This window comes from Acidovorax sp. NCPPB 3576 (assembly GCF_028473605.1).
GTDB lineage: Bacteria > Pseudomonadota > Gammaproteobacteria > Burkholderiales > Burkholderiaceae_C > Paracidovorax.
Map to the genome: position 1 here is coordinate 2,668,996 of NZ_CP097267.1, position 26,442 is coordinate 2,695,437.

A 26,442-nucleotide genomic window follows, 5' to 3' on the forward strand; every position below is an offset into this window, starting at 1 on the left:
CGAATTATCCTCATGTCCTTGATCCCTTACGCCCTCGCCCGCCCTCTTCTTTTCGGCATGGATGCCGAAGCCGCCCACGACATGACCATGGACATGCTGGCCCGCGGTCAGCGTACGCCCCTGCAATGGGCATGGTGCAACGACACGGTGGACGACCCCGTGACGCTGGCGGGCCTGACCTTTCCCAACCGCGTGGGCTTGGCCGCGGGGTTGGACAAGAACGCCCGCTGCATCGATGCCCTGGGCGCCATGGGTTTCGGTTTTGTCGAAGTCGGCACCGTCACGCCGAAGGGCCAGCCAGGCAATCCCAAGCCGCGCATGTTCCGGCTCCCCCAAGCCAACGCGCTCATCAACCGGCTGGGTTTCAACAACGAAGGGTTGGACGCGTTCTTGCACAATGTGCAGCAAGCGCGCTTTCGAACCCAGGCCCGCAAGCACCCCATGCTGCTAGGGCTGAACATCGGGAAGAACGCCACGACGCCCATCGAGAACGCCACTTCGGATTACCTGGCTTGCCTCGATGGGGTGTATCCCCATGCCGACTACGTGACCGTCAACATCAGCTCGCCGAACACCCAGAACCTTCGGGCGCTGCAGAGCGATGAAGCCCTGGATGCGCTATTGGGCGCCATCGCCGAGAGGCGTGAGGTCTTGGCACGGCGCCATGCCAACGCCCAGGGGAATGCGCGCCGCGTGCCGGTATTCGTCAAGATCGCTCCCGATCTGGATGCAGCGCAGGTCCAGCTCATTGCTGCGACGTTGCAGCGCCACGGCATGGATGGTGTTGTGGCCACCAACACCACGATCGCCCGTGATGCGGTGAAGGGGATGGCGCACGCCGAGCAAGCAGGCGGCCTCAGCGGGGCACCGGTGCTGGAAGCCAGCAATCGCGTGATCCGCCAGCTACGCCAAGCGTTGGGGCCGCAATTTCCGATCATCGGAGTGGGCGGCATTCTGAGTGCGGAAGACGCGGTAAGCAAAATCCACGCAGGGGCCGATGTGGTGCAGATCTACACGGGGTTGATCTACCAAGGCCCATCACTGGTCCCGCAGGCGGCCCGGGCCATAAAGGCGATGCGCTGAATGCGCTGAACCAAATGCAAAAAAGGACCCTGGGTGGGTCCTTGCTCCGATGCTGCGATGTGCGCAATGGTTTTTCGCAATACAGCCTCAACGCCGCATCTGCATGACGAGCGGCATCACCAGCCCAGCCCATCGGATCAACCGCGATGGCCCCGCCACCAAAGCCAGGCCGGCGACCACGGCAACGGCCGCAGGGTGCGATCGCGCAAAAGCCAGCAGCTTGATGGACATCGAGGTATCGGGGTCTGCCGCTTGGCGTTGCTGCTGCGCCGCCTGGATATGCACTGCCTGGGTGCGTGCGGCACGCCGCGCCCGCAAACGCTGGCGCTGCAAGGCAATTCGCTCGAGGATCTTCTGTTCGCGTTCACTCAGAGAACCGGAGCCATCTTGCAACTTTGAGGTCATGCTTACAGCCTTTCCTTGATGTCACGCCAGTCCTGCGCCAGTTCTTGGCGGGTCAAGGCAAACGCATTGCCCGCCTGCTTGGCCACGGAGATCAATCCGATCAGGGCCCCTGCCCAAAGAACCAGCCAAGTGCCTGCCACCAGCCAACCCACCATCGTGCGTTGGGGCGAATCCCAGAACTGCACGAGCACGGCCAGGGAAGCGAGTACCAAGGTGACCACCGTGAGGCCTCCCACGGCAACCACCAGCATGACCATCAGGCCCAAGCGCCGCTTCTGCTCGGCCCATTCGAGCCTCGCCAGATCCAGCCGGTCTTCCGCAGCAATGGCCCCTTCAATGACAGCAGCGCGCCACCGCGCGACCCAGCCATCCAATCCCAGAAGTGCCAACCAATTCATGCGAGCCTCTCTTGAGCCATCAGGTCATTGTTTAAAAAGGATTACCGGCGTGCCAGCAAAAAGCCGACCAGTGCACCTGCTGCCAGGGCAGCGGTCGCCACGCGCCAAGGTTCGTCATGGGCGTATTGGTCAGCAGCACGGGCCGCTTCCTTGGCTTGGTAAGCCGCATCCTGGGCAGCGCGCACTGCCGAATCGCGCACGGAGTGAATGCCGTCATCCAGGCGCTGGCGCAGTTGCTTGATCTCTGGAACGCTATCCAAGTCTTTGCTGGACAGCAGGCCACGCAAGTCGGAAACCAGCTTTTCCAGTTCGTTTTGCGCGGAAGAAAGCGTGTTGGATGCAGAAGTCATGAAGAAGCCTTTCATAGCATGGAATAAAGGTAATCCGCCCCTTATGGCGAGCCTGTAGGCGGATGCCCCATCTTAGTCACACGCTTTACATACGGCCGTAGGCCATGGCCGCTTGGATGAGAAAGTCAGCGGGAGGCTTGCTCCGCGACCCATTCACCCAGGGCCAGCGCGCTCGTGAGTCCAGGCGATTCGATTCCAAAAAGTTGGATAAGACCTCGGATACCGTGTGTTTCAGGGCCTTGAATGCAAAAATCTGCCGAGGGTTCGTTAGGTCCGTGGATCTTGGGCCGGATGCCTGCATAGCCAGGCGCCAGAGCGCCGTCCTGCAAGCCGGGCCAATATCGACGCACCTCCGCATAGAAAGCCTCGCCTCTGGCCGGATCGACCGACAGGTCGTCCGCCGATCCCACCCACTCCACGTCAGGACCGAACTTGGCTTGGCGGCCCATGTCCAGCGTCAGGTGCACCCCCAATCCGGCGGCTTCGGGAACGGGATAGATCAGGCGGGAAAAAGGCGATGCCCCTGTCAATGTGAAGTAGCTGCCTTTGGCGTAGCTCGCTTTGGGAATGTGGCGCGGATCAAGTCCAAAAAAACGCGAGGCCAGATTGGGCGCGTGCAGCCCGGCCGCATTCACCAGCGTCCGAGCGTTCAAACGCGTGCCGTCAACTGCTTCCAAAACGATAGCATCACCCCCTAGTTCTGCATGCGCTGCGGGCGAATTCAGTGCCACCATTCCGCCGCTGTATTCCAGATCGCCCTGGAGCGAGAGCATGAAGGCGTGGCTGTCCACAATGCCGGTGCTTGGCGACAGCAAAGCGGCCACACATTCCAAAGCGGGCTCGAGTGCCTGGGCTTGCTCCCGCGTCAACCATTGCAGGTCGGTAACGCCATTGGCATGCGCCCGTTGCTGGATGCTTTCCAGCGACGCCCGCTGTTCGTCGGACGTGGCAACGATGAGCTTGCCGCAGCGCTGGTACGGAATGCCCCTTGCCTCGCAATATGCGTAAAGCATGTCGCGGCCCTGCACGCACAGCCGCGCCTTGAGCGACCCCTTGGGATAGTAGATGCCGGCATGCACCACTTCGCTATTTCGGGAACTGGTTCCAGTACCAATCCCATGGGCCGCTTCGAGGACCAGAACCTCCCGGCCACGCAAGGCCAGTGCGCGCGCAACGGCCAAGCCCACCACGCCCGCGCCGATGACGACACAGTCCACCGACTCGGTCATGGCTGGTGGCCTTGTGCCTCGAACCCTTCGATCACGTTCACCGCATTGAGGCCCAGTTCTGCGGCGGCATAGCCGCCTTCCAGCACGAACACGGTAGGCAGGTTCAACTGGGCCAAACGCTGGCCGATCTGCGAAAAGTCCTTGGATGCCAATGAGAAGCGAGAAATGGGATCTCCTTCGAACGTGTCCAACCCCAACGAAACCACCAAAGCCTGCGGCCCATAAGCCAGGATGGCCGCGCAGGCCTTTTCCAACGCAGCAAACCAGGCTTCAAATGCAGTGCCTGCGGGCAGCGGCAAATTCAGGTTGAAGCCGGCTCCACTGCCGTGTCCGGATTCGTCTGCATGGCCAAGATAAAAAGGGTATTCGGTCAGCGGATCGCCGTGAATGCTGATGAACAGCACATCCGGACGCTCGTAGAAAATGCTTTGGGTTCCATTGCCATGGTGGTAATCCACATCCAATACCGCCACACGCGACATGCCTGCGTTGAGCAGCGTCTGGGCTGCAACAGCGGCGTTGTTGAGAAAACAATACCCGCCCATGAAATCCGGTCCCGCATGGTGGCCCGGTGGCCGCGTCACACAGAAAGACGCACTTGCCTTGCCACCGGCTACGGCCGAGGCCGCACTGGCAGCCGCGTCTGCGCCAGCTTTGGCTGCGGCCCAGGTGCCGTCGGCCAGCGGTGTCCCATTGTCCATCGAATAAAGGCCGTAACGTGCCGTGAAATTTGCAGGCTCGATATCAGAACGCAAGGTGCGTACCGGCCAGACAGAAGGAAACGGCTGAACCGTGGCATTCGCTGGATCTTGCGCCACCCATTGCTGCCAGGCGGTTTGAAGGAAGGACAGATACCGTTCTGAGTGGATCTGCTTCAGTATTGCAGCACTATCCACATCGGGCGGAAGTAACGCGTGGCCACGCTCTGTCAGGCGCTGCTCCACATAATCCTGGCGCGCCGGCTTCTCGAAGCACGGAACACGTTCGCCGCGAAAAAACTCGTGCGCCGGGGCATGGGCGGTGTGCAGGGGATTGTGGAAAGTGAGCATGGTCTGCAGTCTCGAGAATCGAAACCGCCGATTGTGGCCCAACAGAATGCAGCCAATATCGTTATCGATGAATGGCTTGTAGAGCAACAAAAAACCCCTGCAGGCAAGACCTGCAGGGGTTTCATATGGTGGGTGATACATGGATCGAACATGTGACCCCTGCCGTGTGAAGGCAGTGCTCTACCGCTGAGCTAATCACCCGTTGATCCAAAGGCGCGACGCACTTTCAGATCAAAAACACTGGTGGGTGATACATGGATCGAACATGTGACCCCTGCCGTGTGAAGGCAGTGCTCTACCGCTGAGCTAATCACCCGTGTTGTCTTGCGACAAGCCTTCGATTATTGCACAGCTTTTTCGACTGCAGACTCAACCCGCCAAATTGTTTTTCCGCCGCTGGCCTTGTCGATGTGGACAAGCGTCTCTTCATGCAAAGCCAGTTCCTGCTCGCTGGCGGTGAGCACCTGCAAGACCAGGGCGCTCAAGTCGACAGGTACCACGCGAATGCCGGACTTGCTCTCGCTCTCTTCGTCAGAGATCAACAGAGGATCTTGCCCGCGAGTCAGGTTGATGTAGACGTCGGCCAGCAACTCTGCATCCAGCAAGGCGCCGTGCAGCGTCCGGCCCGAGTTGTCAACGCCCAGTCGATCGCAAAGTGCATCCAGCGAATTGCGCTTGCCAGGGAACATCTCCTTGGCCATCACCAGCGTGTCGGTCACGCTCTCGACATAAGTCTTGAAGCCAGGCCGACCTGTAAGCTCCAGTTCCTTGTTCAAGAAACCCACGTCGAAAGCCGCGTTGTGGATGATGATTTCGGCGCCCTGCAGGTATTGCAGGATGTCATCCGCCATGTCTGCGAACTTCGGCTTGTCCCGAAGGAATTCATTGCTGATGCCGTGCACCTTGAGTGCGTCTTCGTGGCTGTCTCGCCCTGGATTGAAGTAAAGGTGCAGGTTGTTGCCTGTCAGCTTGCGGTTCAGCAGTTCCACACAGCCCAACTCGATGATGCGGTCACCCCCTTCGGCCGAAAGGCCGGTGGTTTCCGTGTCCAGAACGATCTGCCGAGACATCAGTGGTTCTCCTTGGCATGGTTGATGGTGTATTTGGGAATTTCCACCGTCACATCGCTCTGGGCAAGAATCGCCTGGCAACTCAGTCTCGACTGAGGCTCAAGACCCCAGGCACGATCGAGAAGGTCCTCCTCCTCTTCCTCTGCTTCGTTGAGGGACTCGCCCCCTGCACGCACGATCACATGGCAGGTGGTGCAGGCACAACTCATGTCACAAGCGTGTTCGATATTGATGCCGTTGTCGAGGAGGGCCTCGCAGATCGATGTACCGGAAGGCGCAGTGATATCGGTCCCCGAAGGACAGTACTCGGGATGGGGCAATATTTTGATGACGGGCATGGGGCTGGATCGTCTTTCAGAGGGTTTGCACGTTCTTGCCGCCAAGGGCCTGCTGGATGCCGCGATTCATGCGGTGCGCGGCGAATGCCTCGGTGCCTTGGGCGAGCGCCTGGGTTGCGGCTTCGATCGCAGCCGCATCGTCCAGCTCGCGCGCTTGCTGCAACGCAACCATCAACGCATCGATTTCTGTTCGTTCGCCCGATTCAAGCAGATCGGCATCCGCGTTCAAGGCACTGCGGGTGGCCATCAGCATCCGATCGGCATCGACACGGGCTTCTACCAGTGCGCGCGCGCGCATGTCCTGCGCAGCCGTGGCAAAGCCTTCCTGAAGCATGCGCGCAATGTGGTCGTCGGACAGGCCATAGGAAGGCTTGACGTCAACGCGCGCTTCGATGCCACTGCCTTGCTCTTTCGCACTCACGTTGAGCAAGCCATCTGCATCGACGGTAAACGTGACCCGGATTCGGGCTGCACCTGCGGCCATGGGCGGAATGCCTCGGAGTTCGAAACGGGCCAAACTCCGGCAATCTGCCACCAGATCGCGCTCGCCTTGCACCACATGAATGGCCAAGGCGGTTTGACCGTCCTTGTACGTGGTGAAGTCCTGCGCCTTGGCCGTAGGAATGGTTTCGTTACGGGACACGATGCGCTCTACCAAACCACCCATGGTCTCGATCCCGAGAGACAAAGGAATCACGTCCAGCAGCAGCATGTCGCCCGAGGGATTGTTGCCCGCCAACTGATTTGCCTGCATGGCCGCACCCAGTGCGACGACCTCATCAGGATTCAGGTTGTTGAGCGGCTCCGAGCCGAAAAACTCATGGACGGCGCGCTGCACTTGCGGCATGCGGGTAGAGCCGCCCACCATCACCACACCTTGAACCTCTTCTGGAGACAACTGCGCATCGCGAAGAGTGCGGCGTGCCGCTGCAATGGAGCGCTGGGTGAGCGCCGCGGTGGCGGCTTCCAAGTCGGTCCGATGCACCAAGGCGTTAATGCTGGCTCCCGACACCTCGGCGGTGAAATTCGCAGTCTCCGCAGCGCTGAGGGCCTCCTTGCAGGCACGGGCGGCCAACCGAACGGTGGCCTTGTCCTGCGGCGTCACGGCCACCACGCCGTTCTGCTGGAGTACCCAGTCCGCTAGCGCTGCATCGTAATCGTCGCCACCCAGCGCTGAGTCGCCCCCCGTGGCAATCACTTCGAAAACACCTTGGGTCAGGCGAAGGATCGACACATCGAACGTGCCGCCTCCCAGGTCGTACACCGCATAGATGCCTTCACTGGCGTTGTCGAGTCCGTAGGCAATGGCAGCCGCTGTGGGTTCGTTGATGAGCCGCAGCAAGTTCAAGCCCGCCAACCTCGCTGCATCCTTGGTGGCTTGGCGTTGGGCGTCGTCGAAATAGGCAGGAACGGTGATGACGGCGCCAAAAATCTCATCGTCGAAACTGTCTTCGGCACGAAAGCGCAGCGTTGCAAGAATTTCAGCACTGATCTCGACGGCTGACTTGGCGCCGTCTACCGTTTTCAGGGAGACCATGCCGCCCTCGCCTTCGCCCTGTGGCGCAGCAAAGTCATACGGAAGTTTTTCGGGATGCGCGATATCTCGCAGGCTGCGCCCCATGAATCGCTTGGCCGATGCAATCGTATTGCGGGCATCCACCGCCTGGGCAGCGACCGCTTCGTACCCGATCTGGCGTCGGCCTTCTTCCAAATAGCGAACGACGGAAGGCAGCAAAACGCGGCCTTGGTCGTCGGGCAGGCATTCGGCTACGCCGTTGCGTACGGCGGCCACCAAAGAATGGGTGGTACCCAAATCGATTCCCACGGCAATGCGCCGTTGGTGTGGATCGGGAGATTGACCAGGTTCTGAAATCTGCAAAAGCGCCATGGGGTCTTTTTCTAGGTAGGAGACGGCATGAACTGGCTGCCGTCTCCATTCAGTCGGTAGAGAGAAACGCTATTGTCCCAGCGCATCTCTGCGGCGATCGACATCGTCGGCAAATCGCGCAATGAACATGAGGGCTCTGACTTCATTAGCGGCAGCAGCGTAGTCACGCTGAGCGTCCAACAACTGCTCGCAGCGTTGCAAAGCCGCAGTTCGCTCTTTCCGCACTGCTTGGTCCAGCACGTCGAGCGATGGAGCATCTGTTGCATCGTCGAGCGCTTCACGCCATTCCATTTGCTGCATCAGGAATGCAGTGGGCATGGCCGTGTTGTCCTCGGCCCGAATCGACGCTCCGCCCAATTCACATAGATAGGCTGCGCGTTTCAGCGGGTCTTTGATTCGCTGGTAGGCCTCATTGATGCGTACCGACCATTGCATGGCCTTGCGCTGCGCCGATGCACCATGCATGGCAAACCGATCCGGATGGGCTTCCCGCTGCAGTTCTTTCCACCGGGCATCCAGGGCTGATCGATCCTGGGCAAATTGGCGCGGCACGCCGAAGAGTTCGAAGTCGTCGGATTGAAGGTTCATGTCAAGAAAAAAACCGCCAGCACGGAACGCGTTGGCGGTTCATTGCAACCAGCGTGAATAGAAAAAATCAAACCCGGAAGCTCTCTCCGCAGCCGCACCGGTCGCGCTCATTGGGATTATTGAATTTGAAGCCTTCGTTCAAACCCTCGCGCACGAAATCCAGCTGGGTGCCATCGATATAGGCCAGACTCTTAGGGTCGATGAGCACCTTCACGCCATGGTCTTCAAACACCATGTCTTCCGGACCCTGCTCGTCTACATACTCCAGCTTGTAAGCCAAGCCGGAGCAGCCTGTCGTTTTCACGCCCAGTCGAACCCCGACGCCCTTGCCGCGGCGGGAGAGATAGCGGCTCACATGTCGGGCCGCAGCTTCGGTCAATGTGATCGCCATGTCACCTCACCCAGTTCAAGCAGCGGCCATAGCGGTATGCTTGGCCTTGTAATCTTGCACGGCTGCCTTGATCGCGTCCTCCGCGAGGATGGAACAGTGAATCTTGACCGGCGGCAACGCCAATTCCTGTGCAATTTCTGCATTCTTGAGCGCTGCCGCTTCGTCCAGCGTCTTGCCCTTCACCCATTCGGTCACCAGGGACGACGATGCAATCGCCGAGCCGCAGCCGTACGTCTTGAAGCGGGCATCTTCGATCACACCGGTTTCGGGGTTGACCTTGATCTGCAGCTTCATCACGTCGCCACAGGCCGGTGCGCCCACCATGCCGGTGCCCACCGAATCGTCGCCCTTGTCGAACGAACCCACGTTGCGGGGGTTCTCGTAATGGTCGATCACTTTGTCTGAATAAGCCATGATATTTACCTCTTGAATCTGCTGAGCGGCGCCATCAATGCGCGGCCCACTGGATGGAGCTGATGTCAACGCCGTCCTTGTACATTTCCCACAAAGGGCTCAGTTCACGCAGCTTGGCCACGTTGTGGCGAATGGTGGAAACCGCGTAGTCGATCTCTTCTTCAGTGGTGAAGCGGCCGATCGTCATGCGCAGGCTGCTGTGCGCCAGTTCATCGCTGCGGCCCAGGGCGCGCAGCACGTAGCTGGGCTCCAGGCTGGCTGAGGTGCAGGCAGAGCCCGACGACACGGCCAAGCCCTTGATGCCCATGATCAGCGACTCGCCTTCGACGTAGTTGAAGCTGATGTTCAGGTTGTGCGGCACACGGCGCTCCATGTCGCCGTTCACGAACACCTGCTCGATATCGTGCAACCCATCGAGCAGACGCTTTTGCAGCGCCTTGGCTTTTGCCTGATCCTGCGCCATCTCTTCGCGGGCAATCCGGAAGGCCTCGCCCATGCCTACGATCTGATGGGTCGGCAATGTGCCGGAACGCATTCCGCGCTCATGCCCACCGCCATGCATCTGGGCTTCGAGCCGCACGCGGGGCTTGCGCCTCACATACAGAGCGCCAATGCCCTTGGGACCATACGTTTTATGAGAGGCAAGGCTCATCAGATCCACAGGCAATGTCGAAAGATCGATGTCCACCTTGCCCGTGGCTTGCGCTGCATCCACATGGAAGATGATGCCCTTCTCACGGCACAAAGCACCGATCGCAGGCAGATCCTGGATCACGCCGATTTCGTTGTTCACGAACATGACGCTTAACAAGATGGTGTCCGGGCGAATGGCTGCCTTGAGCACATCGAAATCGAGCAGGCCGTTTTCCTGCACGTCCAGGTACGTGACTTCGAAGCCTTGTCGCTCCATCTCGCGCATGGTGTCCAGCACGGCCTTGTGCTCGGTCTTCACCGTGATCAGGTGTTTGCCCTTGCCTTTGTAGAACTGCCCTGCCCCTTTGATGGCCAGGTTGTTGGACTCGGTGGCTCCGCTCGTCCAGACAATCTCACGCGGGTCCGCATTAATAAGGCGCGCGACTTCCACGCGGGCTTTTTCGACGGCTTCTTCCGCTTCCCAGCCCCAGGCGTGGCTGCGGGATGCCGGGTTGCCGAAATGCTCGCGCAACCACGGGATCATGGCATCCACGACCCTCGGGTCCACTGGCGTGGTAGCACCGTAGTCGAGATAGATGGGGAAATGCGGGGTCATGTCCATGGCTGGCTCAGTAAGGGGTCTGGCTGGCGAAAGTCAGAAATCAAAAATCCGGCATGTGCGAAGTACCCGGCAAAAGCCGGGCCTTCACTCACGACTTGGCGAACACATTGCCCAACGCGAAGACCGAGTTGGGTGCATTGACGCGAATGGGCTTGACGACAGGGGTGGTCGAGATGGCACGGCGCACAACCGGCTTGTCCTCAATCTGCACGCCCTTTGCCAGTTGGTCATCCACCAACTTCTGCAGTGTGACCGAATCAAGGAACTCGACCATGCGCTGGTTGAGCGACGCCCACAGCTCGTGCGTCATGCAGCGGCCGGCTTCACCGAGGCAATTCTCCTTGCCTCCGCATTGCGTGGCATCGATCGGCTCGTCCACAGAGACGATGATGTCCGCCACTGTGATGTCTGCCGCCTTGCGCGCAAGCGTGTAGCCGCCGCCTGGGCCACGGGTGGATTCGACCAACTCGTGGCGGCGCAATTTACCGAAAAGCTGCTCCAGATAGGAGAGCGAAATTTGTTGTCGTTGGCTGATGGCCGCCAAGGTGACCGGGCCATTGTTCTGGCGCAGGGCCAGATCGATCATGGCGGTGACCGCAAAACGGCCTTTGGTAGTGAGACGCATCGCAAGCTCCTTGTCGTCAGGCTTGTCCGTTATAGAAACGCCCCGAGGCAACCTGATTGCCGCCTGAGGCACCGTCTCCGCCCCTAACTCCGTGTACCTCTCGCTTGAAGCGAAGAGACTTCGGGAGCCCTTCATCGTTGGGCTGTTTTGTTGAGTATTTCACCCAAGTATAGCACAAATCCCTATTGTTTTTGTCGGGTAACAAAACCCATCAGTCACGTTTTCTCCGCACCCGTCGCCAATGCGGCGTTTACAGGGCCACTTGATCTCCGCCCGCGGCCCCGAAAGCACGCGCCTTCAACTGCCCCAATTGATCCCTGACCCGGGCGGCCTGTTCGAACTCCAGGTTTCGGGCATGTTCCAGCATGAGTTTTTCCAGCCGCTTGATTTCGCGGGCCACGTCTTTTTCGGACATGTCTTCGACCTGGGCGCGGCGCATCGATTCCTGCTCCAGCCGTTCGGCGTCCTTGCCGGCCTTCTCGCTGTACACGCCGTCAATCAGGTCTCTCACCTGCTTGACGATGCTGCGCGGCGTGATTCCCTTTTCCTCGTTGTGTGCTATCTGCTTGATGCGCCGACGTTCCGTTTCGCCGATGGCTTTTTTCATGGATTCGGTCACCCGGTCGGCATAAAGGATGGCCTTTCCGTTCAGGTTGCGCGCGGCGCGGCCGATCGTCTGGATCAAGCTGCGCTCCGCCCGTAGAAAGCCTTCCTTGTCGGCGTCCAGAATCGCAACCAGCGACACCTCCGGGATGTCCAGCCCCTCCCTCAGCAGGTTAATGCCCACCAGCACGTCGAAGGCGCCCAGCCGCAGGTCGCGGATGATCTCCACGCGCTCGACGGTGTCGATGTCCGAGTGCAGATACCGCACTTTCACGCCGTTGTCGCTCAAGTAATCGGTCAGTTGCTCGGCCATCCGCTTGGTCAGGGTGGTGATCAGCACGCGCTCGCTTTTCTCGGCCCGGATGCGGATCTCCTGCAGCACGTCGTCCACCTGGTGGGTGGCCGGGCGCACCTCTACTTCGGGGTCTATCAAGCCGGTGGGGCGCACCACCTGGTCCACCACCTGGCCCGAATGGGTCTTTTCGTAGTCGGCCGGCGTGGCCGAGACGAAGATCACCTGGCGCATGCGCGCCTCGAACTCCTCGAACTTGAGCGGGCGGTTGTCAAGGGCGGACGGCAGCCGGAAGCCGTACTCGACCAGCGTGGTCTTGCGCGAGCGGTCCCCGCTGTACATGGCGTTGAGCTGGCCGATCATCTGGTGGCTCTCGTCCAGGAACATGAGCGCATCGTTGGGCAGGTAGTCCGTCAGGGTGCTGGGCGGATCACCCGGCGCTGCGCCCGACAGGTGGCGGGTGTAGTTCTCGATGCCCTTGCAGTGCCCGACTTCGCTGAGCATCTCCAGATCGAACCGGGTGCGCTGCTCCAGGCGCTGCGCTTCCACCAGCTTGCCTTCGGACACGAACTGCCCCAGGCGCTCGGCCAGTTCGAGCTTGATGGTCTCCACCGCCGTCAGCACCTTGTCGCGAGGGGTCACGTAGTGGCTGCTCGGGTACACCGTGAAGCGCGGGATCTTCTGCTTGACGCGCCCGGTGAGCGGGTCGAACAGCTGCAGGCTCTCGATCTCGTCGTCGAACAGCTCGATGCGGATCGCCAACTCGGAGTGTTCCGCCGGAAACACGTCGATGGTGTCGCCGCGCACGCGGAACTTGCCACGGCTGAAGTCCTGCTCGTTGCGCTGGTACTGCATGCGGATGAGCTGCCCGATCACGTCGCGCTGACTGAGCTTGTCGCCCACGCGCAGCGTCATCACCATGCGGTGGTAGCTTTCGGGTTCGCCGATGCCGTAGATGGCCGAGACGGTGGCGACGATCACCACATCGCGCCGCTCCATCAGGCTCTTGGTGCACGACAGGCGCATCTGCTCGATGTGCTCGTTGATCGCAGAATCCTTTTCAATGAAGAGATCGCGCTGCGGCACATAGGCTTCGGGCTGGTAATAGTCGTAATAGCTGACGAAATATTCCACCGCGTTCTTCGGGAAGAACTCGCGGAATTCGCTGTACAGCTGCGCGGCCAGGGTCTTGTTGGGCGCGAAGATGATCGCCGGACGGCCCATCCGTGCGATCACGTTGGCCATGGTGAAGGTCTTGCCCGACCCGGTCACCCCCAGCAGGGTCTGGAAGACCTCGCCGTCCTTGACCCCTTCCACGAGCTTTTCGATGGCCTCGGGCTGGTCGCCCGCTGGGGGATAGGGTTGGTACAGCTCGAACGGCGAGTCCGCGAAGCTGACGAACTGGCCGGTCACGGGTTCGGTGATGACTGGGTGCATGGTGTGGGGGCGACTCGCTTGCATGGGCCGCTAAAATCGGCGGTTGACCCGAAAGCCTATCGCAGCTTGGGGCACAACGTCAGTTTTCCAACCTCCAAGGACGATTCAATGTCTCTGTTCACCGCCGTCGAGATGGCCCCCCGCGACCCGATCCTGGGTCTGAATGAGCAATACAACGCGGACACCAACCCCAACAAGGTCAATCTGGGCGTGGGTGTGTATTTCGACGACAACGGCAAGCTGCCCTTGCTGCAATGTGTCCAGGCGGCCGAAAAGGCCATGATGGAAAAGCCCGCCGCCCGCGGCTACCTGCCCATCGACGGCATCGTGGCTTATGACAACGCAGTGAAGGCCCTGGTGTTCGGCGCGGACAGCGAGCCCGTCACCTCCGGCCGAGTGGCCACGGTGCAGGCCATCGGCGGCACGGGCGGCCTCAAGATCGGCGCCGACTTCCTGAAGAAGATCAGCCCCGACGCGAAGGTGCTGATTTCCGACCCCAGCTGGGAAAACCACCGCGCTCTGTTCACCAATGCCGGTTTCGTGGTCGATTCCTATGCCTACTACGACGCGGCCAAGCGCGGCGTCAACTTCGACGGCATGCTCGCCAGCCTGAACGCGGCCGCGGCCGGCACCATCGTCGTGCTGCACGCCTGCTGCCACAACCCCACCGGCTACGACATCACGGCCGAGCAGTGGGACCAGGTGATCGCAGCGGTCAAGGCCAAGGGCCTGACGCCTTTCCTGGACATGGCCTACCAGGGCTTCGGCCACGGCATCGCCGAAGACGGCGCGGTGATCGGAAAATTCGTCGCCGCCGGCCTGAATTTCTTCGTGTCCACCTCGTTCAGCAAGAGCTTCAGCCTGTACGGCGAGCGCGTGGGCGGCCTGTCGGTGCTGTGCGCCGACAAGGAAGAAGCCGGCCGCGTGCTGAGCCAGCTCAAGATCGCCATCCGCACCAACTACTCCAACCCGCCCATCCACGGCGGCGCGGTGGTGGCGGCCGTGCTGGGCAACCCCGAGCTGCGCGCGCTGTGGGAAAAGGAACTGGGCGAGATGCGCGTGCGCATCAAGGCCATGCGCCAGAAGCTGGTCGATGGCCTGAAGGCCGCCGGCGTGAAGCAGGACATGTCGTTCATCACGCAGCAGATCGGCATGTTCAGCTACTCCGGCCTGTCCAAGGACCAGATGGTGCGCCTGCGCAGCGAGTTCGGCGTGTACGGCACCGACACCGGCCGCATGTGCGTGGCCGCGCTCAACAGCAAGAACATCGACTACGTCTGCCAGTCGATCGCCAAGGTGGTGTGACCGCCTGCCCCGGCCGCCCATAAAAAACCGCCTTCGGGCGGTTTTTTATTAAGGGTGTTTCAGGCCACCAGCGCAATATATTCTAGGGCGTTCTGCTATTAAAAATATAGCAATCAACCCCACAGCACCGATCGCATCGAGATCGAGGCCGACTGGTAGCCCGTGTTGAAAAAGCGCGGCATCTCCCGCGCATCGGCCGCACCAGCGGCATACAGCAGCGGCAGATAGTGCTCGTGGCTGGGGTGGGCCTGCTGCGCGACCGGGCCCAGCCGCTGAAAGTGCTGCAGCGCATCCAGGTCGCCCTGCTTGATCTGATTCTGCACGGCGGTGTCGAACTCCGTCGCCCAGTCGTACGCCTCGGTGGGGGCGGTGTCCCGGCGCGTGGCGCGCAGGTTGTGCACGATGTTGCCGCTGCCCACGATGAGCACGCCGCGCTCGCGCAGCGCCTTCAATTGCCTTCCCAGTGCATAGTGTTCGGCCGGTGGGCGGCCATAGTCCATGCTGAGCTGCATCACGGGAATGTCCGCCGCCGGATACATCGGCTTGAGCACCGACCAAGTGCCATGGTCCAGGCCCCACTCGCTCGCATCCACCGCCAGCGGCTGGCCCGTGGCCGGCGACCGCAGCTCGGCCGCCAGTCCGTTGGCGACGGCCGGCGCGCCCGGCGCGGGGTATTGCTGATCGAACAGTGCCTGCGGAAAGCCGCCGAAATCGTGGATGGTGCGCGGGGCGGCCATGCCGGTCAGCTGCCATCCGCCCCGGGTAAGCCAATGCGCCGAGATGCAAAGAATCAGCTGCGGCGGCGTGCCCCGCGCCCGCAGCTCGGTGCCCATGGCCTGCCAGGCGCGGCGCCAGGCGTTGTCCTCGATGGCGTTCATCGGGCTGCCATGGCCCACGAACAGCACCGGCATGCGCGGCGAGGGTTTCAAGGATTGCAAAGCGTTGGCCGTGGCAGCGCTGGACCAAGACGACATGAAAGCTCCAGGAAAAGTGGCCAGGCCGGCCAGGGCGGCCACGGACGTTCTGCGTTGCATACGGGAGGGGCGAAAGGTTGAATTTTGTATAACCGCGGGGACGGAGCGGCACGGCGTTCCGAAGTTCCTACCCGTTTGCCAGGTTCCACGGCCCCGCCGGGCCCCGCATTGTTCCACCCTCCATCCGCATCGCTGCGCCACCGCCCTCGCCATCCATGACGTCATCCCCCTTGCTGCCCCTGCGTGGCGTCCGGCTTCTGAGCCTGGCGCTGAACTTGCCCGGCCCCGCCGCCCTGCTGCGCTGCCAGCGCCTGGGCGCGGAGTGCACGAAGCTGGAGCCGCCACCGCCCGAAGGCCATGCCAGCGCCGACCCGATGGCGCTGTACAGCCCGCCCGCCTACGCGGCGATGCATGCCCAGGTCCGCGTGGTGCACGCGCATCTCAAGACGGCCGAAGGCCAGGCCGCGCTGCATGCCGAACTGGCGCGCACCGACGTGCTCATCACCTCGTTTCGGCCGTCGGCGCTGGCCAAGCTCGGGCTGGGCTGGGAAGCGGTGCAGGCGCGGCATCCCCGGCTGTCGATGGTGCGCATCGTGGGCGCTCCGGGTGACCGCGCGGAGGAACCGGGGCACGATCTCACCTACCTTGCCGATGCGGGCCTCGTCAGCGGCACCGCCCTGCCCCCGACGCTCTACGCCGACATGGGCGGCGCCCTCATGGCCAGCGAGGCCGTGCTGCAGGTGCAGCTGGCGCGCGCCGCGTCCGGCCGCGGCGCGTGCATCGATGTCGCCCTGTCGGACGCCGCGGCCTGGCTGGCCCAGCCGCGCGGCTGGGGCCTGACCCTGCCGCACGGCGATGTGGGCGGCGCCCACGCGGGTTATCGGGTCTATGCCTGCGCCGACGGGCGGGTGGCGGTGGCGGCACTGGAGCCGCATTTCTTCGCGCGCCTGGCCCGGGCGGCCGGGTTGCTGCCAGAGGCCGATCCACGCGCCCCGGGCACCCATGCAGCGATCGCCGCGTTCTTGCAGGGGCAACCGCGCGCCACGCTCGACAGGCTGGCCACCGGCGACGACATTCCCCTGCACACGCTGGACTGACCCATGGAAAAGCGCCGACCGCCCAATGCCGGACGTCCGGGCCCACGATCCCATGCGCAGCATCGCGCGCCGCAGCCATCTTCGACGCGCTCACAGCCCCGGCCACATGGCAACCTTTCGCCAGCCAAGGGCGCCCCGCCAAGTAGCACCTCGGCCCACCCGGCGCAACCGCCATCGGGCCGGAAACGCAGGCAAACCCGCGACGCGCCCTCTGCGAGCCGAAGCGTGGCGTGTCTGTGGATGGCGGCTTGGCTGGCCCTGGTGGCCTGGGGTGCCTGGACGCATCGCCTGTCCCTGGGGTGGCTGGTGGCGCTGGTGGGCGTCAACCTGGTGACGTTCGCCGTGTACGCCAGCGACAAGGCCGCCGCGCGCAGCGGCGGATGGCGCACCAGCGAGCAGCGGCTGCATCTGCTGGCCCTGCTGGGCGGATGGCCGGCGGCGTGGTGGGCGCAGCAGTGGCTGCGACACAAGTCGAGCAAGGCATCGTTCCGTGCGGTTTACTGGGTCACGGTGGTGGCGAACTGCGCCGGGCTGGCGGCGGCGCTTTTATGGGCGCGGGACGGGATGCTCCGTTTTTCATAGCACAACCCCCTAGTCCTTATTGCGCTGGAGGCTGTTTTGGCTCATTCGCCCTGCCATCATCGACGGGGATCGACTGGGACGTGTCCGACACCTGTGCCGAGTCCTGCCCTACAGCACCACCGCGCCGGCCGAGGCCCAATGGCCGGTGAATCCACAGCGAGAGGAATCCCATGAAGCCCTTCGTCCTCGACCCGGACATGACGTCCTCGGCCGGCACCTTCTACCCCACGGGCTATGTCTTCGCCCTCTTCCCCGACGAGGTGCATGCGCGCGATGCGGCCGAGGCACTATCGGCCGATGGCGAACGCAGCGACATCTCCCACGCCACCCCGGACGCCATCCTGCAGCACGTGGTGCGAACCCTGGGCAATGCCGATGCCCCCCTGCCCTCCGTGGGCGCCGAAGGCACCATCGTGCGCCGCATCTCGGAGCTGGCGGCCGCCGGGCATCACGGCCTGCTGGTCAAGGCGGGCGATGACGACGACGCGGAAAGCCTGCAGACGGCGCTCGAGCCCCTTGGCGCTGAAGCCGCCTTCTACTACCGGCGGCTCATCATTGAAGAGCTGATTTCGCAGCCGCAGCCCTGATCCTGCGGCGCGGCGCGGTTGCTGCTGCCCGGGACAGCCCCCCGCCCCCCGTCTCCACGGGTACATCGCCTTGGTTTTCGGCCCGCCTGTCGATATAGTGCGCCATGGCCTGCCTCCCCGCGTTGTCTGCCGGATGCCCCGCTTTCTTGACGGAAGCGCCGGGCTCGGCCATGCCGCAGGGTCTGCGCCGCCCGCCGACGAACATCCCAACCCCGTTGCGGTAATTGCATGGACGCGCCACTTCCTCCGCGAGGAATCCATCGGCGCCCATGGGTGTCCGGGCTCACGGGCCCTTTCATCGCCATCCTGATACTGCAGGCCATCGTGGCTTCGGCAAGCCTCTATGTGCTGTCCACCGTGCGTGCGTTCGTGGCGGGTGAGAGCCAGTGGACCAAGGGGCAGAAGGACGCCATCCATTACCTCGGCCAATACGTCGCCACCGGCGAGGGGCGCATGTACGAGCAGTTCCAGCAGGCACTGCAGATCCCGCTGGCCGATCGCGAGGCGCGCCTGCTGATCGAGGCGCCCGAGCCCAATCTGGCCGGCGCCCGCGACGCGTTCCTTCGGGGCGGCAACCACCCCAGCGACGTGGCCGGGCTGATCTGGATGCTCCGCCTGTTTCGGGACTACGACATCCTGCGCGAGCCCATCCGGCACTGGATTCAGGGCGACGAGTACCTGCAGCGGCTGGACGCCCTGTCCCGCGAGATCCGGGCCGGATACCTGGCGGGCGGCGTGACGCCCGGAATGGTGCAGCGATGGCAGCGCCTGATCGATGAGATCGACGTCGGCGTGACCCCGGCGGCGACCGATTTCAGCGCGGCGATGGGCGACAGTTCGCGGCGCATCATGGGCTGGCTGCTGTGGCTGAACGTGGCAACGGTCCTCGCGCTGATCGCCCTCACGCTCGCCCATACCCGCCAGTTGATGGGGCAGCGCCGCCAGGTCGAGGCCACGCTGGAGGCCGAGCGCGAGCAGGCCCGCACCACGCTGGCCGCCATCGGCGACGGCATCGTCACCACCGACCTGCACGGCAACGTGCGCTACATGAATCCCGCCGCCGAGAGCCTGCTGGCCCGCACGCGCGAGGCCAGCGTGGGCATGCCGCTGGCGGAGCTGCTGCACATGGGCCACCAAGGCGGTGCGAACGCGCTGCCCGGCGGCGCTGAAACCGCCACGCACAGCAGCATCGCGCAATTGCTGGAACGCGCCCTGCACGGCACCGCAGGGCTGCACGACGAGCGCCCGCACCGCATCGTGCGGCCGGATGCCAGCACGGTGCCGGTCACGCTGGTGGGCTCGCCGCTCATGAGCCAGGGGCAACTGGACGGCGCCGTTCTGGTGCTGCACGACGTGACGCGCGAGCAGCAATACCTGGAACAGCTCGCCTGGCAGGCCAGCCACGACACGCTCACCGGGCTGGTGAACCGCCGCGAGTTCGAGCGCCGCCTGGGCCTGTTGCTGGCGCGCCCGCGCGCCTCAGAGGTCGCGGGCGCGCTGCTGTACATCGACCTGGACCAGTTCAAGGTGATCAACGACACCTGCGGCCACCCCGCGGGCGACGAGATGCTGCGCGAGGTCTGCCGCATGCTGCAGCGGGGGCTGCGCGAGGGCGACACGCTGGCGCGGCTGGGAGGCGACGAGTTCGGCGTGCTGCTGCAGGACTGCCCCCACGAAGTGGCCGAGCGCATCGCCGAGCAGATACGCCACCACGCGCAGGAGCTGCGCCTGCCCTGGGGCGCACGCATCCTGCGCACGGGCCTGAGCATCGGGCTGGTGCACCTGACGGCCGATCTCACCAGCCTGCAGGAGGTGCTGCGCGTGGCCGACATGGCCTGCTACGGCGCCAAGGAGCGCGGGCGCAACACGGTCTATGTCTATCAGCTGCAGGACGCTGCCATGTCGCGCCACCTGGACGACATGCACTGGGTGCAGCGCATCCGCCAGGCGCTGGAGCAAAACCACTTTCAGCTCTACATGCAAGAAATCGCCCCCTTGCGGGCCTGCGGCGATGGCGGCTTGCATGTGGAAGTGCTGCTGCGGCTTCAGGGCGATGGCGGCCAGGCGATCTTTCCCGGCGAATTCGTGCCGGCAGCGGAACGCTTCGGCCTGGCGCAGGCGCTGGACCGCTGGGTGTTGGAACACACCTTCGCCGCCCTCGCCGCCCGCCGCCGGCAGCCGCAGGGCCGGCCGATCACGCTGTGCGCCATCAACCTGTCGGGCACCAGCGTGGGCGACGAGACCCTGCTGGAATATCTGCGCGACCAGATGGCGCGCCATGGGGTGCTGGCCGACCAGCTGTGCTTCGAGGTGACCGAGACGGCGGCGATCGCCCATCTGCCCAACGCCATCCGGCTGATCCGCGAACTCAAGCAGCAGGGCTGCCATTTCGCGCTGGACGACTTCGGCGCGGGCATGTCTTCGTTCACGTACCTGCGGCATCTGCCGGTGGACTATCTCAAGATCGACGGCGCCCTGGTGCGCGACATGCTGGAAGACCCCGCCAACCGCGCCATGGTGGAGATGATCAACCACATCGGCCATGTGATGGGCAAGCAGACCATCGCCGAATTCGCCGAAACCCCGGCCATCCTGGAGGCGCTGCGCGCGATGGGCGTGGACCACGCACAGGGGCATGCCATCGGCCGGCCCCAACCGATGCCGCAGGCGTTCGCGCTCGCACCCACCGAGGCGCCCGGGCCGCACGCCCCGTCGCCGGAAGGCTCAGCGCCCCTTGCGGAACGTTTTGCCGGAGGGGGCGCCGCCAGCGGGCTTTCCGGCTAGGCCGGCGCGGGGCGGCAGGCCCGTGTGCTGGGTCAGCATGCGGCCGGCCACGGGTTGCTGCGCGGCTTTGTTGAACGCCACGCCCTTGGCCGGCGCCGCCTTGCGCTGCGCCGTCACCGGCGCCACCGTGCTGTTCTTGCGGCGGGCGCTTTGGTAGCTGCCGTCCGTCATCGGCTGGAAGGTCGGGATCAGGTGGTGCTTGCCGTTGCCGATGAGATCGGCGCGGCCCATGGCCTTCAATGCATCGCGCAGCAGCGGCCAGTTGTTGGGATCGTGGTAGCGCAGGAAGGCCTTGTGCAGGCGCCGGCGCTTGTCGCCGCGCACGATGTCCACCGTCTCGCTGTCGCGCGTGATCTTGCGCAGCGGATTCTTGTTGCTGTGGTACATGGCCGTGGCCGTGGCCATGGGGCTCGGGTAGAAGGTCTGCACCTGGTCGGCGCGAAAACCGTTCTTCTTGAGCCAGATGGCCAGGTGCATCATGTCCTCGTCGCTCGTGCCCGGGTGCGCGGCGATGAAGTACGGGATCAGGAACTGCTTCTTGCCCGCCTCTTCGCTGAACTGCTCGAACATCTGCTTGAACTTGTCATAGCTGCCGATGCCCGGCTTCATCATCTTGGTGAGCGGGCCCTGCTCGGTGTGCTCGGGCGCGATCTTGAGGTAGCCGCCCACGTGGTGCTGCACCAGCTCCTTCACGTATTCGGGCGACTTCACGGCCAGGTCGTAGCGCAGGCCGGAGCCGATCAGGATCTTCTTGATGCCCTTGAGCGCGCGGCCGCGGCGGTAGATCTTGATGAGCGGGCCGTGGTCGGTCGTGAGGTTCTGGCAGATGCCGGGGTACACGCAACTGGGCTTCCTGCAGGCGGCCTCGATCTCGGGGGTCTTGCAGCCCAGGCGGTACATGTTGGCCGTGGGGCCGCCTAAGTCGGAGATGGTGCCGGTGAAGCCGCTCACCTTGTCGCGGATGTCCTCGATCTCCTGAATGATCGAATCCTCGGAGCGGCTCTGGATGATGCGGCCCTCGTGCTCGGTGATCGAGCAGAAGGTGCAGCCGCCGAAGCAGCCGCGCATGATGTTCACGCTGAAGCGGATCATCTCCCACGCCGGGATCTTGGTCGCGCCGTCGTGGCTGCCGTTCTCGTCGGCGTAGCTCGGGTGAGGGCCACGGGCGTAGTGCAGGTCGAACACGTAGTCCATCTCGGCCGTGGTGAGCGGGATGGGCGGCGGGTTGATCCACACGTCGCGCGCCGTTGGCCCTTCGCCGTGGGCCTGCACCAGGGCACGGGCGTTGCCGGGGTTGGTTTCCAGGTGCAGCACGCGGTTGGCGTGGGCGTAGAGCACCGGGTCGCTCCTGACCTGCTCGTAGCTGGGAAGGCGGATCACGCTGCGCTCGCGCGGCGGCACCTTGAGCTTGGCCTTGAGGTTCGGGTTGGCCACGAACAGCATCGGCTGGATGGCCGGGTTGGGCTCGGCGGATTTCAAGCCGTTTTGCCCTTGTGCCCTAGTATCCATTGCCTTGGATGCTATCGAATCAGGAGCATCTTCCTTGCTGCAGGTCGTGCCTTGCGCGGCCGCCTGCTCGCTGGTCGTCATGTAGGGGTTGACGTGTGCCTCGACGCGGCCGGGCTCGTCCACGCTGGTGGAGTCGATCTCGAACCAGCCCTGGCCGGTTTCGTCGTCGGGCCGGCGCACGAAGGCGGTACCGCGCACGTCGGTGATCTGCTCGACGGGCTCGCGCGCGGCCAGGCGGTGGGCCACCTCGACCAGGGCGCGTTCGGCGTTGCCGTACAGCAGCAGATCGCACTTGGCATCCACCACCACGGAGCGGCGCACCTTGTCGCTCCAGTAGTCGTAATGGGCGATGCGGCGCAGGCTGCCTTCGATGCCGCCCAGGATGATGGGCACGTCCTTGTAGGCCTCGCGGCAGCGCTGGCTGTACACGATGGCCGCGCGGTCGGGGCGCTTGCCGCCCACGTCGCCGGGGGTGTAGGCGTCGTCGCTGCGGATCTTCCGGTCGGCGGTGTACCGGTTGATCATGGAATCCATGTTGCCCGCCGTCACGCCCCAGAACAGGTTCGGGCGGCCCAGGGCCTTGAAGGCATCGGCGCTCTGCCAGTCGGGCTGGGCGATGATGCCCACGCGAAAGCCCTGCGCCTCCAGCGTGCGGCCAATGACCGCCATGCCGAAGCTGGGGTGGTCCACGTAGGCATCGCCCGTCACCAGGATCACGTCGCAGCTATCCCAGCCGAGGCGCTCCATCTCGGTGCGGCTCATGGGCAGGAACGGGGCCGTGCCGAAGCGTTTCGCCCAGTAAGGGCGGTAGCTGGTCAGCGGCTTCGCGGCGCGCGCGAAAAAGGAAACGTCAACGGGGGCGTTCATGGAGGGCAAGGCGTGGGGAAGGCGCGATTTTAGGCTTTTGGGCCTTCCCTGTCGAAACAGAAGGCCAAGGCGCATCTTCCCGTGCCCCCAGCACGATGGTGCTATGCGTCGTTTTTTGGACAATCTGCGTGGGCCGTGGCGGGCCCTGGCCGGCCCCTCACCACTCGCCGGAGGCCCGCACCCGCTGGTCCAGATCCGGGGCTGGCGGCTCGCCATAGGGCGACTGCAATTCAGCGGACCAGGCAGGACCGGCCGAGGCCAAGGCCCCCTCCTCCCCGCGGCCCGGGAGGCTGGCGCCGGCCAGGGCGGCGGGAAACACCATGGCATTCATCACGTGGGTCAGGGCGCGGGCGAGCATGGCGGTTCCTTTCATGCAGGGGTTGCCGCCAGCGTATGGCGGCGGAGTGACCGTTTCGTGTCAATGAAAAGGGCCCACCGAAAAGAGGGCCCTTGTGTCCACCGCCGGCAACAGGGCCGGGTGGCCGCTGCAGGTTATTTCACCAGCGTCAGCGTGCCCTTCATCAGCGCGGAGTGGCCGGGGAAGGAGCAGAAATAGGCATAGGACTCGCCGGCCTTGAGCGCCTGGGTGGAGAACGTCACCGAGTCGCTCTCGCCTCCGCCCACGATCTTGGTGTGCGCGATCACCCGGGTGTCCGCGTCCTTCACGTAGTTCTTGGCGGCCCCGGCGGCGATGCCGTCGGTGGCCACGGGCTGCAGGTCAGCGGCCTTGCTCAGCACCCAGTTGTGGCCCATGGCGGTCTTCGGCAGCTTGCCGACGTGCTTGAGCTTGATGGTGAACTGCTTGCAGCTTTGCGGGACCGCGAGGGTCGCTTTGTTGAACTGCATTGCATCGTTGCCTTCGATCTCGGCCGTGCAGTCGGCAGCCCAGGTGGGGCCGGCAGCCAGTACCAGCGCGAGTGCAGCGAATTTCCAATGGTTTGCCATGATGTCTTCCTTCTTCATAAAACAGGTCCGTGCGCTTGGCGTTGCCGGCCTGTTCCATGCAGCCGGGCGACGCAACAGCGCGATGGAAGGAGCGTACGCACGGGGCCAATGCAGCGCCTTGAGGTGCATCAAGCCTTGTGCCGAACGCCGCCCATGGATCCGGCGTGCAGTTAAGCTCCGCCGCCCATGCCCCACACCCTGCGAATACCCACCCACAGCGAACTGGTCATCAAGAAAAGCCGCTTCATCGGCTGCGTGCAGCCCATGGCGGACCGCGCATCGGCACAGGCCACCGTCGATGCACTGTGGCAGCTGCACCCCGGCGCCGCGCACATCTGCTGGGCGCTGCTGGCAGGCGGCCAGTCGGCCGCGGTGGACGACGGCGAGCCCGGCGGGACGGCCGGCCGGCCGATGCTGGAAGTGCTTCGCCACCAGGACCTCGAAGGCGTGCTGGCTACCGTGGTGCGCTATTTCGGCGGCGTCAAGCTGGGTGCGGGCGGGCTGGTGCGGGCCTATACCGACACCATCGCGCAGGCGCTGCTGCCGGCCGAGAAGGTGCCGCTTCAGCGCATGGTGGCGCTGCAGTGCGAGGTGCCTTATGCCCTGGAGGGCCTGGTGCGCCGCGAGGTCGAGGCGGCCGGCGCCACGCTGGGCGAGGTGGCCCACGGCTCGCTCGTGGCCATGCACATCCAGCTGCCGCAGCCGCAGGAGGCGGCGTTCGTGCAGCGGCTGAACGATGCCTGCCAGGGCCGCATCGGCTGGATCGCTCCATAGCCCTTCATCGCCCGGGATCGAAAGTGCCCTGCACCTACAGGCCCTGCCCTGCGGCCCGGGGACACTCAGCCATTCGCCACCCCTGAGGAGATCGACCTATGAGCCAACCCCTGGACGCCATCATCATCGGCGCGGGATCGGCAGGCCTTGCCGCGTTGCGCGAGGTGCGCAAACGCAGCGACCGCGTGCGGATCGTCAACGATGGCCCCTGGGGCACCACCTGCGCGCGGGTGGGCTGCATGCCGTCCAAGATGCTGATCGAAGCGGCCAACGCCTACCACCGACGCCACGCCTTCGAGACCTTCGGCATCCGCGGCGCAGATGGCCTGTCGGTCGATCTGCCGGCGGTGCTGGGGCGCGTGCGCGCCCTGCGCGACGAATTCGTGGCGGGCACCGAGAAGGCATCGGCGGTCGGCGACCAAGGCATTTCGGGCCATGCGCGGCTGCGCGGCCCCGGCACGGTGGAAGTGGGCGGCCAGACCTACCACGCCCGCAGCATCATCATCGCCACCGGCTCGCGGCCCCTCATTCCCGAGGAATGGCTGGCTTTCGGCGACCGCATCCTGACCACCGACACCCTCTTCGAGCAGCCCACCCTGGGGCCACGCATGGCCGTCATCGGGCTGGGGCCGCTGGGCGCGGAACTGGCGCAGGCCCTGTCCCGGCTGGGCGTGGAAGTGGCGGCGTTCTCCACCGGCCAGTCGGTGGCCGGCCTGTCCGATCCCGACATCAACGGAACGCTCAAGGCCTTGCTGAAAGGCGAATTCGTGGTCAGCCTGGGAGAGGAAGCCCGCCTGCGCGAAGTGCCGGGCGGGATCGAAGTGACCAACGGCGGCACCACCGTGGTGGTGGACCAGGTGCTGGCGGCCATGGGACGGCGGCCGAACATCGAACACCTCGGCCTCGACACCCTGGGCGTGCCGCTGGACCCGCACGGCAAGCCGCCCGTGGATGCGAACACCATGCAGATCGCAGACCTGGCCGTGTTCATGGCCGGCGACGCCGACGACCGCCGGCCGCTGCTGCACGAAGCCTCCGATGAAGGGCACATCGCCGCCCTGAACGCCATGGCGCCCGAACCGCTGGGCTTTCGGCGGCGCACCCCCCTGTCCATCGTATTCACCCAGCCCAACGCGGCGGTGGTGGGCCGTGCCTGGAAGGACCTGAAAGAAGACGAATTCGTGACGGGCTCGGTGGATTTCTCCCGCCAGGGCCGCGCACGCGCGGCACAGCACAACCAGGGTCGCCTGAGCGTGTACGCAGAGCGCGAGAGCGGCCGAATCCTCGGGGCCGAACTGTGCGCGCCCAGCGGCGAACACCTGGCGCATTTGCTGGCGCTTGCCATCGACCGGTCGCTCACGGTGCAGGACCTGCTTCGCATGCCCTTCTACCATCCGGTGCTGGAGGAGGGCCTGCGCACGGCGCTGCGCGATGCCGCCTCCCACCTGCCCACCGGCAGCGCGTCGGACCTGTCGGCCTGTTCAGCCTATGGGGCCAGCGCGCTCGATTGAGTTTTCTGCCCCGGCCAACGCTTCAGTTCCGGGCGGTTCTGCCGAAAAGGAGGGGTCTTTGCCGTGGCCTCGCCCCGAGGCCTTTACAGGAG

Annotated in this window: 26 protein-coding genes and 2 tRNA genes; 8 read left to right on the forward strand and 20 right to left on the reverse strand. The window is 64.1% G+C overall.

The annotated features are described in order from the left end of the window. Positions 1-12: 12 nt before the first annotated feature. Positions 13-1,083 (forward strand): quinone-dependent dihydroorotate dehydrogenase, encoded by a 1,071-nt coding sequence (locus M5C98_RS12220; protein ID WP_272553061.1) that lies wholly within the window; start codon positions 13-15, stop codon positions 1,081-1,083. An 87-nt stretch (positions 1,084-1,170) separates the two neighbouring features. Here the strand turns inward: M5C98_RS12220 and M5C98_RS12225 are convergent, their stop codons facing one another. The 16 genes from M5C98_RS12225 to uvrB all read right to left on the reverse strand — a co-directional run bounded on the left by M5C98_RS12225 (position 1,171) and on the right by uvrB (position 13,415). Next, positions 1,171-1,488, reverse strand: a complete 318-nt coding sequence (locus tag M5C98_RS12225) for a hypothetical protein (protein WP_272553062.1) — start codon at positions 1,486-1,488, stop codon at positions 1,171-1,173. Between the two features lie 2 nt (positions 1,489-1,490). Next, positions 1,491-1,886, reverse strand: coding sequence for a phage holin family protein (locus M5C98_RS12230; RefSeq protein ID WP_272553064.1), 396 nt, complete (start codon positions 1,884-1,886; stop codon positions 1,491-1,493). A gap of 41 nt (positions 1,887-1,927) precedes the next feature. After that, positions 1,928-2,236, reverse strand: coding sequence for a DUF883 family protein (locus M5C98_RS12235; RefSeq protein ID WP_272553263.1), 309 nt, complete (start codon positions 2,234-2,236; stop codon positions 1,928-1,930). Positions 2,237-2,361: 125 nt separating this feature from the next. Continuing rightward, positions 2,362-3,465: an NAD(P)/FAD-dependent oxidoreductase gene (locus tag M5C98_RS12240; RefSeq protein ID WP_272553065.1), complete on the reverse strand. Its 1,104-nt coding sequence runs from the start codon at positions 3,463-3,465 to the stop codon at positions 2,362-2,364. Continuing rightward, complete coding sequence (locus tag M5C98_RS12245; RefSeq protein WP_272553067.1) at positions 3,462-4,514, reverse strand: histone deacetylase family protein; 1,053 nt, start codon at positions 4,512-4,514, stop codon at positions 3,462-3,464. The genes M5C98_RS12240 and M5C98_RS12245 overlap by 4 nt, the downstream gene beginning before the upstream one ends. 126 nt (positions 4,515-4,640) lie before the next feature. Next, positions 4,641-4,715 (reverse strand) — tRNA-Val (locus M5C98_RS12250). Positions 4,716-4,755: 40 nt separating this feature from the next. Further along, positions 4,756-4,830, reverse strand: a tRNA-Val gene (locus tag M5C98_RS12255). A 25-nt stretch (positions 4,831-4,855) separates the two neighbouring features. Beyond that, positions 4,856-5,584, reverse strand: coding sequence for a DNA polymerase III subunit epsilon (gene dnaQ, locus M5C98_RS12260; protein ID WP_272553069.1), 729 nt, complete (start codon positions 5,582-5,584; stop codon positions 4,856-4,858). Further along, the gene (gene fdx / locus M5C98_RS12265) at positions 5,584-5,922 is read right to left on the reverse strand and encodes an ISC system 2Fe-2S type ferredoxin (RefSeq protein ID WP_272553070.1); all 339 of its coding nucleotides are present in this window, start codon (positions 5,920-5,922) and stop codon (positions 5,584-5,586) included. Before fdx ends, dnaQ begins: the two co-directional genes overlap by 1 nt. Before the next feature lie 16 nt (positions 5,923-5,938). Beyond that, positions 5,939-7,810, reverse strand: a complete 1,872-nt coding sequence (gene hscA / locus M5C98_RS12270) for a Fe-S protein assembly chaperone HscA (protein ID WP_272553072.1) — start codon at positions 7,808-7,810, stop codon at positions 5,939-5,941. Positions 7,811-7,879: 69 nt separating this feature from the next. Beyond that, a complete protein-coding gene (hscB, locus tag M5C98_RS12275; RefSeq protein ID WP_272553073.1) occupies positions 7,880-8,398 on the reverse strand; it encodes a Fe-S protein assembly co-chaperone HscB in 519 nt (172 codons plus the stop codon). Between the two features lie 67 nt (positions 8,399-8,465). After that, positions 8,466-8,789 (reverse strand): iron-sulfur cluster assembly protein IscA, encoded by a 324-nt coding sequence (gene iscA, locus M5C98_RS12280; RefSeq protein ID WP_092739252.1) that lies wholly within the window; start codon positions 8,787-8,789, stop codon positions 8,466-8,468. A gap of 15 nt (positions 8,790-8,804) precedes the next feature. Then, entirely contained in the window at positions 8,805-9,203 is a 399-nt protein-coding gene (gene iscU, locus M5C98_RS12285) for a Fe-S cluster assembly scaffold IscU (RefSeq protein ID WP_272553075.1), read from the reverse strand. Between the two features lie 34 nt (positions 9,204-9,237). Next, positions 9,238-10,458, reverse strand: a complete 1,221-nt coding sequence (locus M5C98_RS12290) for an IscS subfamily cysteine desulfurase (RefSeq protein WP_272553076.1) — start codon at positions 10,456-10,458, stop codon at positions 9,238-9,240. 88 nt (positions 10,459-10,546) lie between these two features. Beyond that, positions 10,547-11,083: a Fe-S cluster assembly transcriptional regulator IscR gene (gene iscR / locus M5C98_RS12295; RefSeq protein WP_092739258.1), complete on the reverse strand. Its 537-nt coding sequence runs from the start codon at positions 11,081-11,083 to the stop codon at positions 10,547-10,549. Positions 11,084-11,333: 250 nt separating this feature from the next. Continuing rightward, positions 11,334-13,415, reverse strand: coding sequence for an excinuclease ABC subunit UvrB (gene uvrB / locus M5C98_RS12300; protein ID WP_272553077.1), 2,082 nt, complete (start codon positions 13,413-13,415; stop codon positions 11,334-11,336). Between the two features lie 108 nt (positions 13,416-13,523). On the opposite strand from uvrB, the gene M5C98_RS12305 reads away from it, so the two are divergent. Further along, entirely contained in the window at positions 13,524-14,720 is a 1,197-nt protein-coding gene (locus tag M5C98_RS12305; RefSeq protein ID WP_272553079.1) for an amino acid aminotransferase, read from the forward strand. 113 nt (positions 14,721-14,833) lie between these two features. Here the strand turns inward: M5C98_RS12305 and ygiD are convergent, their stop codons facing one another. After that, positions 14,834-15,694, reverse strand: coding sequence for a 4,5-DOPA dioxygenase extradiol (gene ygiD / locus M5C98_RS12310; protein WP_272553080.1), 861 nt, complete (start codon positions 15,692-15,694; stop codon positions 14,834-14,836). Positions 15,695-15,909: 215 nt separating this feature from the next. On the opposite strand from ygiD, the gene M5C98_RS12315 reads away from it, so the two are divergent. The 4 genes from M5C98_RS12315 to M5C98_RS12330 all read left to right on the forward strand — a co-directional run bounded on the left by M5C98_RS12315 (position 15,910) and on the right by M5C98_RS12330 (position 20,744). Beyond that, positions 15,910-16,791, forward strand: a complete 882-nt coding sequence (locus tag M5C98_RS12315) for a CoA transferase (RefSeq protein ID WP_272553081.1) — start codon at positions 15,910-15,912, stop codon at positions 16,789-16,791. Between the two features lie 240 nt (positions 16,792-17,031). Then, positions 17,032-17,373 (forward strand): DUF1294 domain-containing protein, encoded by a 342-nt coding sequence (locus M5C98_RS12320; RefSeq protein WP_272553083.1) that lies wholly within the window; start codon positions 17,032-17,034, stop codon positions 17,371-17,373. Between the two features lie 170 nt (positions 17,374-17,543). After that, on the forward strand, positions 17,544-17,960 hold the full coding sequence (locus tag M5C98_RS12325) for a hypothetical protein (protein WP_272553084.1): 417 nt from the start codon (positions 17,544-17,546) through the stop codon (positions 17,958-17,960). 273 nt (positions 17,961-18,233) lie between these two features. Further along, positions 18,234-20,744, forward strand: a complete 2,511-nt coding sequence (locus tag M5C98_RS12330; protein WP_272553085.1) for an EAL domain-containing protein — start codon at positions 18,234-18,236, stop codon at positions 20,742-20,744. Here the strand turns inward: M5C98_RS12330 and M5C98_RS12335 are convergent. From M5C98_RS12335 to azu, 3 genes are all read right to left on the reverse strand, one after another. Next, positions 20,685-23,120, reverse strand: a complete 2,436-nt coding sequence (locus M5C98_RS12335; RefSeq protein ID WP_272553086.1) for a YgiQ family radical SAM protein — start codon at positions 23,118-23,120, stop codon at positions 20,685-20,687. The genes M5C98_RS12330 and M5C98_RS12335 overlap by 60 nt on opposite strands. Positions 23,121-23,277: 157 nt before the next feature. Next, positions 23,278-23,493, reverse strand: coding sequence for a hypothetical protein (locus M5C98_RS12340; protein ID WP_272553088.1), 216 nt, complete (start codon positions 23,491-23,493; stop codon positions 23,278-23,280). A 119-nt stretch (positions 23,494-23,612) separates the two neighbouring features. After that, positions 23,613-24,065, reverse strand: a complete 453-nt coding sequence (azu, locus tag M5C98_RS12345) for an azurin (RefSeq protein WP_272553089.1) — start codon at positions 24,063-24,065, stop codon at positions 23,613-23,615. 186 nt (positions 24,066-24,251) lie between these two features. Here azu and M5C98_RS12350 point away from each other — a divergent pair, with 186 nt between their 5' ends. Next, the gene (locus M5C98_RS12350; RefSeq protein WP_272553090.1) at positions 24,252-24,839 is read left to right on the forward strand and encodes an IMPACT family protein; all 588 of its coding nucleotides are present in this window, start codon (positions 24,252-24,254) and stop codon (positions 24,837-24,839) included. A 98-nt stretch (positions 24,840-24,937) separates the two neighbouring features. Further along, positions 24,938-26,350: a dihydrolipoyl dehydrogenase gene (locus tag M5C98_RS12355; RefSeq protein ID WP_272553091.1), complete on the forward strand. Its 1,413-nt coding sequence runs from the start codon at positions 24,938-24,940 to the stop codon at positions 26,348-26,350. The last annotated feature ends 92 nt before the right edge of the window (positions 26,351-26,442 follow it).

Bases quoted from the DNA above. Each gene is read 5' to 3' on its own strand.
- M5C98_RS12340 (WP_272553088.1), bottom strand. From the start codon at position 23,493: ATGAAAGGAACCGCCATGCTCGCCCGCGCCCTGACCCACGTGATGAAT.
- M5C98_RS12240 (WP_272553065.1), bottom strand. From the start codon at position 3,465: ATGACCGAGTCGGTGGACTGTGTCGTCATCGGCGCGGGCGTGGTGGGC.
- iscA (WP_092739252.1), bottom strand. From the start codon at position 8,789: ATGGCGATCACATTGACCGAAGCTGCGGCCCGACATGTGAGCCGCTAT.
- M5C98_RS12290 (WP_272553076.1), bottom strand. From the start codon at position 10,458: ATGGACATGACCCCGCATTTCCCCATCTATCTCGACTACGGTGCTACC.
- M5C98_RS12355 (WP_272553091.1), top strand. From the start codon at position 24,938: ATGAGCCAACCCCTGGACGCCATCATCATCGGCGCGGGATCGGCAGGC.
- M5C98_RS12350 (WP_272553090.1), top strand. From the start codon at position 24,252: ATGCCCCACACCCTGCGAATACCCACCCACAGCGAACTGGTCATCAAG.
- azu (WP_272553089.1), bottom strand. From the start codon at position 24,065: ATGGCAAACCATTGGAAATTCGCTGCACTCGCGCTGGTACTGGCTGCC.
- iscU (WP_272553075.1), bottom strand. From the start codon at position 9,203: ATGGCTTATTCAGACAAAGTGATCGACCATTACGAGAACCCCCGCAAC.
- M5C98_RS12325 (WP_272553084.1), top strand. From the start codon at position 17,544: ATGAAGCCCTTCGTCCTCGACCCGGACATGACGTCCTCGGCCGGCACC.
- M5C98_RS12245 (WP_272553067.1), bottom strand. From the start codon at position 4,514: ATGCTCACTTTCCACAATCCCCTGCACACCGCCCATGCCCCGGCGCAC.
- hscA (WP_272553072.1), bottom strand. From the start codon at position 7,810: ATGGCGCTTTTGCAGATTTCAGAACCTGGTCAATCTCCCGATCCACAC.
- uvrB (WP_272553077.1), bottom strand. From the start codon at position 13,415: ATGCACCCAGTCATCACCGAACCCGTGACCGGCCAGTTCGTCAGCTTC.
- hscB (WP_272553073.1), bottom strand. From the start codon at position 8,398: ATGAACCTTCAATCCGACGACTTCGAACTCTTCGGCGTGCCGCGCCAA.
- M5C98_RS12225 (WP_272553062.1), bottom strand. From the start codon at position 1,488: ATGACCTCAAAGTTGCAAGATGGCTCCGGTTCTCTGAGTGAACGCGAA.
- ygiD (WP_272553080.1), bottom strand. From the start codon at position 15,694: ATGTCGTCTTGGTCCAGCGCTGCCACGGCCAACGCTTTGCAATCCTTG.
- M5C98_RS12235 (WP_272553263.1), bottom strand. From the start codon at position 2,236: ATGACTTCTGCATCCAACACGCTTTCTTCCGCGCAAAACGAACTGGAA.
- M5C98_RS12305 (WP_272553079.1), top strand. From the start codon at position 13,524: ATGTCTCTGTTCACCGCCGTCGAGATGGCCCCCCGCGACCCGATCCTG.
- M5C98_RS12220 (WP_272553061.1), top strand. From the start codon at position 13: ATGTCCTTGATCCCTTACGCCCTCGCCCGCCCTCTTCTTTTCGGCATG.
- dnaQ (WP_272553069.1), bottom strand. From the start codon at position 5,584: ATGTCTCGGCAGATCGTTCTGGACACGGAAACCACCGGCCTTTCGGCC.
- M5C98_RS12335 (WP_272553086.1), bottom strand. From the start codon at position 23,120: ATGAACGCCCCCGTTGACGTTTCCTTTTTCGCGCGCGCCGCGAAGCCG.
- M5C98_RS12320 (WP_272553083.1), top strand. From the start codon at position 17,032: ATGGCGGCTTGGCTGGCCCTGGTGGCCTGGGGTGCCTGGACGCATCGC.
- M5C98_RS12315 (WP_272553081.1), top strand. From the start codon at position 15,910: ATGACGTCATCCCCCTTGCTGCCCCTGCGTGGCGTCCGGCTTCTGAGC.
- iscR (WP_092739258.1), bottom strand. From the start codon at position 11,083: ATGCGTCTCACTACCAAAGGCCGTTTTGCGGTCACCGCCATGATCGAT.
- M5C98_RS12230 (WP_272553064.1), bottom strand. From the start codon at position 1,886: ATGAATTGGTTGGCACTTCTGGGATTGGATGGCTGGGTCGCGCGGTGG.
- fdx (WP_272553070.1), bottom strand. From the start codon at position 5,922: ATGCCCGTCATCAAAATATTGCCCCATCCCGAGTACTGTCCTTCGGGG.